This is a genomic window from Sphingobacteruim zhuxiongii (assembly GCF_009557615.1).
In the GTDB taxonomy this organism is placed as follows: Bacteria; Bacteroidota; Bacteroidia; order Sphingobacteriales; family Sphingobacteriaceae; genus Sphingobacterium; species Sphingobacterium zhuxiongii.
The window spans coordinates 2555842-2569862 of the sequence record NZ_CP045652.1 but is presented as its reverse complement, the minus strand read 5'-3'; the positions used below and the strand labels follow the sequence as shown (position 1 = coordinate 2569862).

General features: G+C 39.5%; 12 protein-coding genes. 9 read left to right on the top strand and 3 right to left on the bottom strand.

Annotated elements, in window-relative coordinates; translation table 11 throughout:
• Window positions 1-122 precede the first annotated feature (122 nt).
• The 9 genes from GFH32_RS11015 to GFH32_RS10980 all read left to right on the top strand — a co-directional run bounded on the left by GFH32_RS11015 (window position 123) and on the right by GFH32_RS10980 (window position 11702).
• Window positions 123-656: a GNAT family N-acetyltransferase gene (locus GFH32_RS11015; RefSeq protein ID WP_228384114.1), complete on the top strand. Its 534-nt coding sequence runs from the start codon at window positions 123-125 to the stop codon at window positions 654-656.
• A gap of 558 nt (window positions 657-1214) precedes the next feature.
• Window positions 1215-1823: a sigma-70 family RNA polymerase sigma factor gene (locus GFH32_RS11010; RefSeq protein ID WP_153511656.1), complete on the top strand. Its 609-nt coding sequence runs from the start codon at window positions 1215-1217 to the stop codon at window positions 1821-1823.
• 72 nt (window positions 1824-1895) lie between these two features.
• Window positions 1896-3002, top strand: coding sequence for a FecR family protein (locus GFH32_RS11005; protein WP_153511655.1), 1107 nt, complete (start codon window positions 1896-1898; stop codon window positions 3000-3002).
• A 90-nt stretch (window positions 3003-3092) separates the two neighbouring features.
• On the top strand, window positions 3093-3566 hold the full coding sequence (locus GFH32_RS18405; RefSeq protein ID WP_202111276.1) for an STN domain-containing protein: 474 nt from the start codon (window positions 3093-3095) through the stop codon (window positions 3564-3566).
• A 15-nt stretch (window positions 3567-3581) separates the two neighbouring features.
• Window positions 3582-6422, top strand: coding sequence for a SusC/RagA family TonB-linked outer membrane protein (locus tag GFH32_RS11000; protein WP_228384262.1), 2841 nt, complete (start codon window positions 3582-3584; stop codon window positions 6420-6422).
• An 80-nt stretch (window positions 6423-6502) separates the two neighbouring features.
• A complete protein-coding gene (locus GFH32_RS10995) occupies window positions 6503-8068 on the top strand; it encodes a RagB/SusD family nutrient uptake outer membrane protein (protein ID WP_153511654.1) in 1566 nt (521 codons plus the stop codon).
• A gap of 19 nt (window positions 8069-8087) precedes the next feature.
• Entirely contained in the window at window positions 8088-9107 is a 1020-nt protein-coding gene (locus tag GFH32_RS10990) for a glycoside hydrolase family 18 (protein WP_160366878.1), read from the top strand.
• A 6-nt stretch (window positions 9108-9113) separates the two neighbouring features.
• Window positions 9114-10259 carry a DUF1735 and LamG domain-containing protein gene (locus GFH32_RS10985; RefSeq protein ID WP_153511652.1) on the top strand — a complete coding sequence of 382 codons (1146 nt, stop codon included), beginning with the start codon at window positions 9114-9116 and terminating at the stop codon, window positions 10257-10259.
• A 21-nt stretch (window positions 10260-10280) separates the two neighbouring features.
• A complete protein-coding gene (locus tag GFH32_RS10980; protein WP_202111275.1) occupies window positions 10281-11702 on the top strand; it encodes a BT_3987 domain-containing protein in 1422 nt (473 codons plus the stop codon).
• Window positions 11703-11843: 141 nt separating this feature from the next.
• Here GFH32_RS10980 and GFH32_RS10975 read toward each other — a convergent pair whose 3' ends face one another.
• The 3 genes from GFH32_RS10975 to GFH32_RS10965 all read right to left on the bottom strand — a co-directional run bounded on the left by GFH32_RS10975 (window position 11844) and on the right by GFH32_RS10965 (window position 13763).
• Window positions 11844-12596 carry a class I SAM-dependent methyltransferase gene (locus GFH32_RS10975; protein WP_153511651.1) on the bottom strand — a complete coding sequence of 251 codons (753 nt, stop codon included), beginning with the start codon at window positions 12594-12596 and terminating at the stop codon, window positions 11844-11846.
• Window positions 12597-12719: 123 nt separating this feature from the next.
• Window positions 12720-13214: a GNAT family N-acetyltransferase gene (locus tag GFH32_RS10970; protein ID WP_153511650.1), complete on the bottom strand. Its 495-nt coding sequence runs from the start codon at window positions 13212-13214 to the stop codon at window positions 12720-12722.
• Between the two features lie 3 nt (window positions 13215-13217).
• Window positions 13218-13763: a GNAT family N-acetyltransferase gene (locus tag GFH32_RS10965; RefSeq protein WP_153511649.1), complete on the bottom strand. Its 546-nt coding sequence runs from the start codon at window positions 13761-13763 to the stop codon at window positions 13218-13220.
• Window positions 13764-14021 lie beyond the last annotated feature (258 nt).

Below are 14021 nucleotides of genomic sequence, written 5' to 3'. Positions count from 1 at the left end.
TTGGTTCCGTAGGGTTCGGTTAACCCTACAAGATAAATCCTCGATGTGAATCGGGGATTTTTCCTTTTAAGTATTCTGTTTATTACATTTGTTCTATTCTATTTTTACGCAAAAAGAAAGACATGCAATCTACTGGAATGACAGACGTACGAAAATTAAGAAAAGCAGAAATCAAAGACCTCGACGGTATCTGGACCATCATTCAACAAGCAATTCAGAAGCGCAAGGAAGAAGGTAGTAGTCAATGGCAGGATGGATACCCTAACCCATCCGTTATTGCGAATGATATTTCCAATGGTTATGGCTACATCTGTTTAGATCAAGAAGATCGTATTCTCGCATATGTTGCATTAATATTTGCTATCGAACCCGCGTATGAGGAGATTGAAGGCAATTGGATAAGTGATCAACCCTATGCCTGTATTCATCGACTTGCAGTTAATCAGGAGCCTTATACGAAGGGAATTGCCACTTGGATTATGCATGCTGTTGAGCCCATATGTGTCGAATCTGGATACCACAGTATTCGCGTTGATACCAACTTTGATAATGTAGGCATGCTACGTGTCTTTGATAAACTCGGCTACCAATATTGTGGTGAAGTATTCTTTCGTGGTGCGGCAAGAAAAGCCTATGAAAAAATCCTCAGTGCATAAAAAAAGATGTCCCCTAAGGGACATCTTACTAACTTTTATGGAAATACTACACATTGTCACTAGCCCACTTTCCATAATTAACAGTCTAGTATTTAAATAGTTTTGTAAAATAAATTTTACCATTTATTGAATTAGTTTTCACTTCAAAGAAAGGTCTTCATGTTAATTATGAGGACTTTTTAAGCTTTTTGAAGTGGTATTTGGACTGTTTTATTCAGTTAAAATATATCATAATTGACCTGTTTTCTGTCGTCAATATTCGACAGCAAGAAAAAATACGTATCCTCATCGCGCATAGGATTGATGTTCAAACACAGTACATATTTAACAACAAATGAACATCGTTCTACCTACTTTTTTTTCAGTCTATAAGCGACAGGGGCACGTTGTTCATGTTGATTATGCATCGCTAAGCAATAACAACTAGGAAGCAATATGGACGCAATCCTGAGATCATATAAAACATGTTGAGGAACGATCTTATATTAATCCCTTTACATTTAAATAAAAATATCTATATCTTTGATTAAATCTATATAGATTTCCCAATTGAACTTAATGATGAAGAATATCCCTGCGAAATATTCTAGTTGGACGGAGCATGAATTGCTATTAGGAATTCAATCGGGAGACTATGCGGCATTCACAGAGATTTACAACCGCTTTATTGATAAACTTCATTCTTATTCTCAAAAAATTCAACTCGATGCGATAGATCGGGAAGATGTGATTCAAGAGGTATTTTCTTCCTTGTGGATTCGCCGAGAAGACTTGGCGATTGATAATTTAGGAGCTTGGCTTTATATGGCCGTTCGAAAGCAATCGCTTTATCAGCTTCGAAAGAAAAAGTACCAAGATCAGTATATGGAGAATATCATCAACTTTGTTACGCCATTTTTTGATCCAATTCTCGGTACTATTCAAGAAAAAGAACTGCAAAGTTTCCTTGACAAAGAACTCAGTAAAATGCCTCCCCGAGCGCAAGAGATCTTTCGAATGAGCAGAAATGACTTCCTTACTTACAAGGAAATTGCGCAAAAGCTTGAAATATCAGAGGCAACAGTGCGTAAGCAAGTGCAAAATGTATTAAAAGTTTTTCGCTATAAACTGGGTCCTAGAACTCTTGAAGGCCTTCTTCTAGCAGCAATTCTATTCGAAAAAAAATAATTGATTTTTTTTTATACCCCCTAAGCAATACTTGTGCAACATGTATATGATTAGCCAGTATAATAATCGATTATGACCAAAGATAAACTACAACAATTACTCGATAAATTCGAAAAAGGTACCTGTACTCTTGAAGAGCGGCAAATGCTTGAGCTGTGGTTTGATCAGCAGTCAATTCAAGATAAACAAGAGCTCAACGAAGATGCTAAAATCAGAATGTGGCAACAAATTGAGTTGAACACAGGACGTGCCTCATCGATTGTTCCGCTCAAGCGTTCTTATAAGCGTTGGGTTGCTGCAGCAGCTATACTCATCTGTTGTAGTTTAGGATACTATATGTTTTCGCAGCGGCCAAGCGAAACGAATCAAATCGTTGAAGTTCCATCTAACGAAATCCTTCCAGGAGAAAATAAGGCAGTTTTAACGTTAAGTGATGGACGTCAAATTGCATTGTCAGATAAGGCGAGCAATAGGACGGAGGATCAAGGTGTTTCCATTACGAAAACAGCGGACGGTCTGCTGCGCTATCAAATCGATCCCGATCAAGCTGCAGGAAATGGATTTAATAGCATCTCGACGCCACGTGGTGGTCAGTACGAAGTAATCCTTCCAGATGGATCACAAGTAACTTTAAATGCTGCATCATCCTTAAAATTCGCGGTAAATATGCATCATCAAGATCAGAGGGTCGTGGAACTTACTGGAGAGGGCTATTTTAAAGTTGCCAAAAATCCGAAGCGTCCTTTTATTGTGAAATCTCAACATCAAGAAATTAAAGTTCTCGGTACAGTCTTCAATGTGAACAGTTATCAGCCAACACAAAGCCAAACAACTTTATTAGAAGGTTCGGTATTGATAAATCAGAAGCAGAAATTACGCCCCGGTCAACAAGCGCAAGTCGGAAATCATCTGTTACTCGTAAAAGAGGTTGATGTCGAGGATTATATAGATTGGATTAACAACAAGTTTATCTTTAGAAATGAGAGCCTAGAATCGATTATGGAGCGCGTTTCTAGATGGTACAATATTGATTACACATTTGCAAATACAGAAGCGAAGGGTATTTTGTTTAACGGAGAGATCTCCCGTTATTCGAAAGTCGATGATGTATTGAATTTATTAAAACTAACGTCGAAAGTGAAATTTGATGTAACGGGTAGGCAGATTAATATTCGATAAAAAATAACCAAGATAGTCCTCCAGGACATTATAAACGAATACAAACAATTACAAACTAAAAGTAGAATTATGTGGTTTAAATCATTTAGTATGATACGAACTGTAGGCATTTCTATGCTTATGCTTCAGATTTCCATATCAGCTGCAGGTCAGGGAAATATCACATTGCGAAAGCAACGGATAAAGGCGAACGATCTCATCAAGGAAATCAAAAAACAAACTGGGTATAGTGTACTTTACTCTAACCAAATGCTTAATGGTGAGCGTTCTTTGCAAGTGGAGTTTAAGAATGCAAGCCTACATAAAGTCATTGGCGCCTTGTTGAAAGGGCAAAACTTATCCTATGACCAACAAGATAAGACTATTCTGATTACATCATTACCAGCATCTGCATCTTCTACGGCATCAAGTACGTCAGCTAAAGCGGCGCAAACTTCGGTGAAGGGCTTAGTGTTAGATGATGATGGTAAACCTTTCTCCGGTGCGACTGTACTTGTCAAAGGCACTAGCAAGGGGACTAAGACTAATGAAGAAGGCCAATTTACAATCAACGACGTCAAATAAGGGGACGTCCTATCCATTCGATATGTAGGTTACAGTACGCAGGAACGTCGTATTGAAGATTTATCGGCTACGATTCAAATCCGAATGACGAAAGACGATGCGGCAATTGATGAGGTTGTTGTTACAGCCCTAGGAATTAAGCGATCGCAAAAAGCGTTGAGCTACAATGTACAACAAGTAAAAGGGGATGATCTAACCCAAGTTCGCGATGCAAACTTTATTAATTCCTTGAGTGGAAAAATCGTCGGCGCAACAATCAACAGTAGCTCTGGTGGAGTGGGAGGTGCTGCTAAAGTAGTCATGCGCGGTTCCAAAACCATTGAACAAGATAACAATGTACTCTACGTGATTGATGGTATCCCGATGTACAATAAGAAATCTACAGAGGGCTCCGAATTTGCATCTACTGGAACATCTGAGGGTATTGCAGATTTAAATCCAGATGATATAGAGTCGATGTCCATATTAACAGGTGCTGTTGCAGCTGCCTTATATGGTAATGCCGCAGCAAATGGTGCTATTTTAGTCAATACAAAAAAGGGTGTTGCCGGTAATACATCATTGACCTTAACGCAAAATACACAGTTTAACAATGCCTTCGTCATGCCATCATTCCAAAATAGATATGGCACAGGGTCTGGACTAGCATCCGGTGTAAATGATAAAAGTTGGGGCGATCCTCTTACCGATGCAAATAACTACCATTATTCTCCTTCTAGTGATTATTTAAAAACAGGGATAGTCGCTTCTGAGGGTGCATCATTTTCAACCGGTACAGAGAAAAATCAAACCTATGCTTCTGCAGGTGCTGTAAATGCGACAGGAATTGTTCCGAATAACAAATATGACCGTTATAATTTTACTTTCCGAAATACCTCTAAATTTCTAAATGATAAATTGACATTAGATGCCGGATTGAATTATATTAAACAACGTGATTTGAATATGACGAATCAAGGGATCTATTCCAATCCGTTGACTACCGCTTATCTATTTCCAAGAGGAGATGACTGGGATGCCATCAGGATGTACGAGCGCTATAATGTATCGCGGAAAATTAATGAACAATATTGGCCTCAGGGACTCAATGAAGTCGTTGGACAGAATCCTTATTGGATAAACTACCGAAATCTTCGAGAAACAAAGAAAGACCGCTACATGATTAATGCGAATATTAGCTACCAAATTAATGATTGGTTAAGCTTGGCCGCGAGAGGTCGTCTCGATAATACAGCAGGACGTTTTACGGAGAAGCTATACGCCAGTACCAATACAACCATTACTGAAGGTTCAAGAAACGGATTCTTTGGACTAGATGAACAGTCATCAAGTCAATATTATGGGGATGTGATGGCAAACATCAATAAAACATTCAATGATTTTACTTTACAGGCAAATGTCGGTGGAGTAATATCTCACGAAAAAACAGGATCTCTTCCTCTTCGTGGTCCTATCATGGAAAATGGCTTAACCAATAAATTCGATATTACACAGATCGACGATAGAAAGAAAACGCCGATGATTGACCGCAGTCAGGAAACACAATCTTTATTCGCTAGTGTCGAGATAGGCTATAAAAACACCTACTTTGTTACGGCGACAGGTCGTAATGACTGGCCATCACAATTAGCTGGATCAAAATCCACTCAATCCTCTTTCTTCTATCCGTCCATAGGTGCGAGTGCCGTTTTATCTGAAGCATTCGATTTATCAAATGCGTTTCAATACCTAAAACTGAGAGCTTCTTATGCTTCTGTTGGGCGCCCTTTTCCTGAATTTATTGCTAACCCAGTTTACGAATGGGATGTGGCAACTCAACAATACAAGGCACTTTCTAATTACCCTATAAGCGAATTAAAACCAGAAAGAACTAATTCTGCGGAAGTAGGGTTGAATGCAAAATTCTTAAACGGATTTAACCTTGATGTGACTGTATATCATGCCACAACTTTTAATCAAACCTTTAATCCACAACTGTCGGTGTCATCAGGCTATAATCGCTTGTATGTACAAACGGGTAAAGTTGTCAATAAGGGTATTGAAATTGGTTTAGGTTATGAAAAGAAATGGGATGAGTTCCAATGGAATTCCAATTATACCTTCACCCTAAATAGAAATAGTATCAAAGAACTTGTTCGGGATTATGCACATCCGGAAACCGGTGCTATCATCAATAAAAACCGGTTGGATGTAGGTGGTCTTTCTCAAGCGAAGTTTATCCTGAAAGAAGGCGGTACATTAGGTGACCTATATTCACTTTCCGATTTACTAAGAGACGATAACGGTCAAGTTTATGTATCTGCTGATGGCAAAGTAATTAGCAATAATAATGTTGGCGATATCTACTTAGGTAGTATTTTCCCGAAATCAAATATGGCATGGAGAAATAGCTTTCAATACAAGAATTGGATGGCCGATTTTACTGTTGCAGCGCGATTTGGTGGTGTAGTATATTCGGCAACGCAAGCTTTTCTAGACTATTATGGAGTGTCTGAAGCATCTGCAATTGCACGTGACAATGGTGGTTTTATGGTGAATGAAACTGATCGAATCGATGCAGAGTCTTACTATAATGTAGTCGCTATCAATTCGGGGATTCCACAATTTTATACTTACAGTGCGACGAACGTGAGACTTCAAGAAGCGACTATAGGCTATACCTTCCCTAAATCATTCTTTGGCGACAAAGCAGCTTTAAGTTTAAACTTAGTCGGTCGGAATTTATGGATGATTTACAACAAAGCACCATTTGATCCAGAAAACACAGCGAGTACAGGAAACTACTATCAGGGGATCGATTATTTTATGACTCCGAGTACGCGTAATCTAGGTTTTAATGTTCGCCTAAGGTTTTAAGTATTAGTATTTAGTTGAAGATGATTCCGACGATAAAGGATCGATGGAATAAATCTAATTCTGATAAAAATTGTAAATATATGAAACTACATAAGATATTATTTTTAGGTGCTATGTGCTCTACGTTAGCCTTTCAATCCTGCACCAAAAAATTTGATGAATACAATACCGATCCTGCAGGTGCAACGCCTGAGGAAGTAGAACGAGACGCTTATGTCTTATCCTCGGCAATGATCGGTTTACAATCATGGGTAATCCCTTTAGATGTGAATGCCAATCAATTCATAGAGTGTTTATTAGGAGGCTCTATGGGCGGATATCTCGCTGATTCAAACAATGGGTTCAATGGGAAAAACTTTGCGACCTACAACCCGGAGAATGGCTGGTCGCGTGTACCGTTTAACGATATATTGCCGAAACTCTTTGTGCAGACAAAAACTATTAAGCAGGTGTCTCAAGATGTATCTGTACATGCGGTAGCTGAGATCGTAAAGGCAATGGCAGCCTCTCGTGTGACAGATATTTACGGCCCAATCCCATACTCTAAAGTCGGTGAGAACGGTGCTTTAGAGGCTCCCTATGATTCTCAAGAGCAAGTATATGACGTTATGTTTAGCCAATTAGATGAAGCTATCAAAGTGCTTACGGAGCGCCGTACACAAAACTTCTCGAGTAAGGCCGACATGGTTTACGGAGGAAATGTGATCCAATGGATAAAACTTGCTAACTCATTAAAACTACGCTTGGCAATTCGTATTTCCGATGTCAATCCTGCAAAGGGAAAACAGAAAGCGGAAGAAGCGATAAATCATGAAATTGGTGTGATACGCTCGAATGCTGATAACGCTTTTGTAAAACCTATTAACAGAAATCCGTTTCGTATCATCATGTATGAATACAATAACGGTGACTCGCGTGTTTCCGCGGATATTACTTCTTATATGAACGGCTATGCTGATCCAAGAAGAGCAAAATATTTTACCATGTCGGCGTTTAGCGGTTCGGTAACTAACGGCTATGTTGGACTCCGCTCAGGAATTCAAATCCCAACAGGGAATATACCGAAGGAATATTCGAATATGAATGTTACGGAGACGGATAAACTGCTTTGGTTCAATGCTGCTGAAGTATCGTTTCTAGCTGCCGAAGGCGCCCTAAAAGGATGGAATATGGCAGGTGGGACTGCAGAGTCCTTATACAATCAGGGCATACGTTTATCATTTGAACAATGGAATGTAACTGGAGCGGACGATTACTTACTAAACAGTAGCAATAAGCCAGCAGCTTATATTGATCCTAATGGCGCATTTTCTTATGCAGGGGTACCTAGTGCTATCACAATTAAATGGCAAGAAACAGCAAGTGCTTCACAAAAACTAGAACGTATTATAACACAAAAATGGATTGCGAATTTCCCACTTGGAATTGAAGCATGGTCAGAATACCGTCGAACAGGTTTTCCTAAGCTGATGGAAGTAATGGTGAACAACAGCGCTGGTCGTGTTGATAGTAAGCGAAAGGCCAGACGCCTACCGTATCCACAAGAAGAGTATACCGAAAATGGGAAGAATGTGAATGAGGCGGTAACCAACTTGTTGAAAGGGGCAGATAATATGGGTACCGACTTATGGTGGGTAAAAAAATAACAGCTGAATTATGAAAGTTATGAAAAGTAAGATACAGAACTACAGCATCATCCTGTTACTTGGTGTGATGGTGTCGCAGCTAATAGCTTGCAAAGACTGGACAGAGACGGAACCTTTGGAGATTTCTAATCCAAGTGTTGAACAGCAAAATCCAGCACTCTACGCAGCCTATTTAGAAGACCTACGGGCGTATAAAAAGAATCCACATAAGATCAATATGGGTTGGTTTAACAACGCGAAAAAGAACCCTGCTAGTCAAGGAGATCATATCGCTAAAGTCCCAGATAGTCTTGATTATTTAGTATTGGAATATCCAACGGCATTAGTTGATAGAGAGCTTGCGGAGATGAAGGACTTGTTGGAGAAGAAGCAGACGAAAGTAATTTTTGAGATAGACTTTAACAGCATTAAGACAGCCTTTTTGAAGAAGGAAGATGCAAACTTAGTCTTTGACACTTTTGTAAAAGATAGTATCGGCGGTATTTTCAGCGATACGGATAAAACACCTTATCAGGGGATTATCGTATCATATCAAGGGAAGGAGCTTTTACATTTAAATGAGCAGGAGCGATTGCAGGTGGAAGCCGAAGAGAATCTGTTCTTCAGTCTTGTGAAGCCATGGCTTGATAAAAATAGTGATAAGGCCTTGTTCTATAAGGGAAATCCAGAGTTCTTGATTCAGAAGGAAATTTTGAAAGCAGTTGACTATATCGTATTGCCAACTGATAACGTTGCAGATGCAGGAGCTTTAAATTATGCTTTACGCTCGGCGATGGTCTCCAATGTGCCGACAGATAAGTTTATTGTGTTGGCCAGCATGACCTCATATAAGGCAGACGAGGCCAAGCTAGGATATTTCGTCGATGGTTCTAGATCAGCAATTGCGACTGCTCGCTGGGCTGCGTCGGTTCAAAATGGCGTAAAAATCCAAGGGGTAGGTTATAAAAATCTAGCCTACGATTATTTCAACGTGTTGAAGAGCTATCAATACAATAGAGAAGCGATTCAAATTACCAATCCTTCTGTTAAAATTAAATAAGAAACCATGAAGAAGATACATTTTTATTCCTTAGGGTTCATGGTCGCCATATTGACCCTAATTAGCTCCTGTAAGAGCGATGAGACCTTTGATAATAAGATTTATATATCAACGGGGAAATTAGAGCGTATAATCAATAAGCCTTCGGTTAATACTGCACAATTTGAAATCAAAGTAGGGATGGCAAATCCTGAAGGCGCTGCGGTTAATATCAATATTGCAGCGGATCCTTCCCAGCTCGATAACTACAGCCAAATTTACAAAGAGAACGTGGAAGCACTTCCAGCGGAATACTACAAGATTTCTAATAGCAATGTACAAATTGAACAAGGATCGGTAGAATCTACCCCAATTACGATCAACTTTGAAAAGATCAATACCCTTGATCGCGAGAAGATATTTGTTCTTCCGGTTTCACTGATGAGTAGTAGTCTATCCATATTAGAAAGTCAAAAAACGGTGTTCTATGTGATTAAAGGGGGTGCATTGATTGATGTTGTAGCGGATATTGAAGACAATTACCTACACATAGATCAATGGAAAAACCCTGCGGCAGTTAATAATTTGAAGGAGTTTACTTTAGAAGCGCTTGTTCGCGTTCGAAACTATGACCGCATGATTAGTTCGGTTATGGGGATAGAAGGCCAGTTCTTAATCCGACTAGGCGATGCTAACTTTCCGCCCAATCAAATCCAAGTGGCAACATCTTATGGAAATATGCCAGGTGCTGATGCGGCAACGAAATGGCTTCCAACAAATAAATGGGTTCATGTTGCGGTAGTTTTCAATAGCGCAGATCGCAAGATCAAGGTTTACGTGGATGGGAAGTTGCAATCAGAAGGTAATACCAACTTACCGTCGATGAGCTTTGGAATCAATGGTCGCGATGGATTCTATATTGGACGCTCTTACGAAGACTCCCGCTTTCTTGCAGGAGATATCGCAGAATGTCGTATATGGAATGTTGAGCGAAGCGCTCAGGATATAGCAGATAATCCTTATGAAGTAAGCCCAGCTGCTGCAGGATTGGTAGCTTATTGGAAATGTAATGAAGGTAGTGGCAGTGTCATCAAGGACCATACAGAGAACGGCAATGACCTAACTGCTAAAAAAGCTGTTAAATGGACTGCAGTTTCACTTCCTGCAAAGTAATGGACTTTAAAATATATGAACATGAAATACATCATAAAGAAATATAGCCTGTTAACCTGGGGATTATTTAGTGTCCTAGGAATTATGGCCTTGCAGTCTTGTAAAGAAGAGCCTATCGCTGTTAAGAAGATTGATGAAACAAAGTATGAAGTTAAGGGCGAATCGATTGGATTCTTAGCGGGAACCGACGGGAAAGTTAATAATTCGACTATCGAATTTCAATCAGAGGGATCCTACGACGTCGTACTTCAACTTTCTAAGCCAAACGCGCAAGGAGTAAAGGGAACTATTCAGTATAATGAAGAAACCTTAAATGCGTATAACAGCAAGAATGGTACGACTTTCAAAGCCTTTCCAAAAGCTCTAGTAAGTCTTTCAGGAAATGGGCAGGTTGAAGTTAAGCCGAATGGTACGACTTCTGATCCTGTAAAGGTCTCGGTGAAGACGAGTAATGAAATTGACGGCAAAGAAACCTACGTCATTCCATTGAGCAGTACGCTTCAGGCGGGAGGTGCATTATCGCAGTCAAGTGATCTACTGCTATTTGTTCACGATCTGTCGAAAGTACCAAATACCAATAAAAGCACGGGGATTAAGATTATAAGCTGTATGGAAGTTAATGATACGAATCCATTAAACAACTTGAGCTTGAAGCTTAAAAACAGCAATAAGTACCTCGTCGATATGGTTATTTTATTTTCGTCTAATATCAACTACGATAGCGCAACAGGGAAAGTAAAAGTAACCCACAATCCGAATGTTACGCATTTGTTAGCCAATCGGGCAAAGTATCTAAAGCCTTTGCAAGAAAAGGGCATGAAAGTTATCTTAAGCATTTTAGGAAATCACGATCGCTCGGGCGTGGCAAACTTATCCGATGAGGCAGCGAAAGTGTTTGCGCAGGAAATTAAAGTCGTTGTTGATTCTTATGGATTAGACGGTGTATTTTTTGACGACGAGTATTCGGCTTATCAATATCCGCCGCCGCCAGGATTTGTATATCCTTCTCGTAGTGCAGCTGCTCGTTTGGTTTATGAGACAAAGAAAGCAATGCCGGATAAGTTGACGATGGTTTACGTTTATTCGAGTACAGGCAATTTCGGTGGATCAAATGGAATTGCTGAAGCGGAAGCAGGGCAATATGTGGATTATGCATTGCATGACTATGGTGGCAGTTATGATCTTTCTTATAACTACCCTGGATTACCCAAATCAGGATGGGGTATGTCATCAGCAGAGTATGCACGTGGATATATTCCTCATTCTTCACAGTTAGAAAATATACGAAAAGGCGGCTATGGTGCCCATATGATTTTTGCACTTGATCCACATCGCTATAATTTCGATTGGCTTCAAAAGCCTGCATTGCAGGATTTGGCGAGGATATTATTTGATGATGAGCTGTTAATTGATGAAAGTCAAATTTATACGAAAGATTGGTAAAATGGTCCGTAGAGGATAAGACCATAGCTTGTTTTTTCTACGCGACTAATATTTGTTTAATAATTTGATGATTTAGGGGCAAATTTATTTTGCCCCTTTTTCATTATGAGAATGTGTATGATTGAAGGAAATCGAATGCAATTAGCTAGTCAGCTTACCAACACGTAATGCAATTTTCCAAGACACGTTTTTTATTTCATTAGGATCCTTCCAATAAGCGCTTAGCTGATCTTTTAGTTCGTCTAAAGGATCGATTTGCTCTTGATCAATAAACTTTTGCGTTGCAGACCAGGAACGCAGGTGGCCTAATAAATCATCTAACCTAAATCGTTTACGGATGTAGAACTCTGGTGGTTCAATCTCGCGAAAAGGGAAAGGGATAGTCGTATAACCTTGGGCAATCAATTTATTTTGAGGTTGCCAGAAAGGACCGACAACTTGATCATGAAACTCTTGTGTAATAAGGTCGATCTCTTTGTTTACTTTTGGAATTCCATAGGCCCAAACGGCAATAATACCATCTTTCTTTAGCACGCGGCGCGCAGAATCGTAAAACTTTTCAATATCGAACCAATGTATCGCTTGAGCAACTGTAATAAGGTCGACAGAGCTGTTGGTAAGGGAGGGTTCTTCGGCTTTTTCAACCCGATATAGCACTTGATCATGCGAGAAAGCATTTTGGATCTGTGCTTCGCTAGGGTCAGTTGCGAATACCTTTTTATAGAATTCGGCTAAATGAATAGCCGACTGTCCGTTTCCAGTGCCACAATCCCATGCGAGTTCATGCGATGGGGTCAAGCTTTGTAAATAATCAAATAGCTCATGAGGATAGGAAGGGCGAAATTGGACGTATATAGACGCCTGTTTAGAGAAATTGTCGTTGAAAGCAGCCATATGATTGAAGATTAAATCCGCAAATGATACTTTCTTAAAGTTACAAAATTAATTAACAGTAATATCTATCTAATTATTAAATTAATTGAATTTTATGCTCTTATTTAACTGTGCGTTAGTTTGTTAACTTTTAGGTAGGATTCGCATACGAACAGAGCGCCAGACATCTCCATTAACCGTCGTCAACTGTTCCGTATCGCTTACAAATTCAAACCCTAGTTTTTGATAACAGCTAATCGCTGCCAGGTTCCAATCGTAAACATTGAGATCGATGGTATGGACGGCTAGTTTATCATAAGCATAAGCGAGCAGTTCTTTCATTAATTCCGTTCCCTTGCCCTGACCACGAAGCGCCGATTCTCCAATAAGCACTCGGCAAATTAAAGCCACTTGATCCGATAATTCATAGATTTCTGCATGCCCAATCACTTGATCTGTACTAGAATCGAGTACCTTAAATATATGTCGATTTGGCTCTAAAATATACGACTGTAATTGATTCCTGTCGAGTGGATAAGTGAATTTACTACCAGCAAACTGCGTTAACAGCTCGGCCGAATTAACCCAGCCTATTAATCTGTCAAAGTCCTCAACCTCAAACGCTTCAATTTGAATCATACATTATTTATGTTGCTTAGCCCAATCTTCCTTTGATAAAACATACCAAGTCACGGGTAAACCGTCGTAATCAAAGTTCCCTTGATATTGAAAGCCTGACTTCTCCAATACATTTCGAGAGCCTTCATTCTCAATGTCCGTAATTGCATAAAAAGTATCTGTTGGAAATTGCTGAAAACCGTATGCTACAATAGCTTTTGTCGCTTCGGTTGCATAACCTTTTCCCCAATAGCGCTGGGCAAAGCGATAGCCGATTTCGTAGAAATTCGATTGTCCATTCATTGGACCCTCGATGAATTTGATTCCTGCCCAACCTAGAAATGCCTTCGTTTCTCGATCGAGTACCGCTAATCGTCCTGTTCCGTATTGTTGGTATTGTGATTGGATAAAACGTATCGCTTCATCCGCTTCCTCAATAGTCTGGATAGGCGTTTGATATAGGTAACGATGCACCGCAGGGTCGGAGTCCATAAGGAAGAACCCGTCTCGGTCATCGGCTTGTAGTTCCCGAAGAATTAGGCGATTTGTTTCAATAAATAGGTTACTCATATTCAAATATACGATATCTCTGAAAATAAAATATTCAAGATATAATTGACTAAAATAGCATTGGAAGGAGCCTTTAAAAAAAATAAAAAGCACTTTGGCTACCCCTACAAATTTTTGGTGTAGAATTTGCGATAACCGTTACTTTACAATCCTTTAACATTACTACTTCGGGAAAACATAAGTTTTGCCACTTAATTTCGATTAAGTGGCATTTTTTATTATGTTGTATATTAACAAATATTTAATTTGTTAATAAAT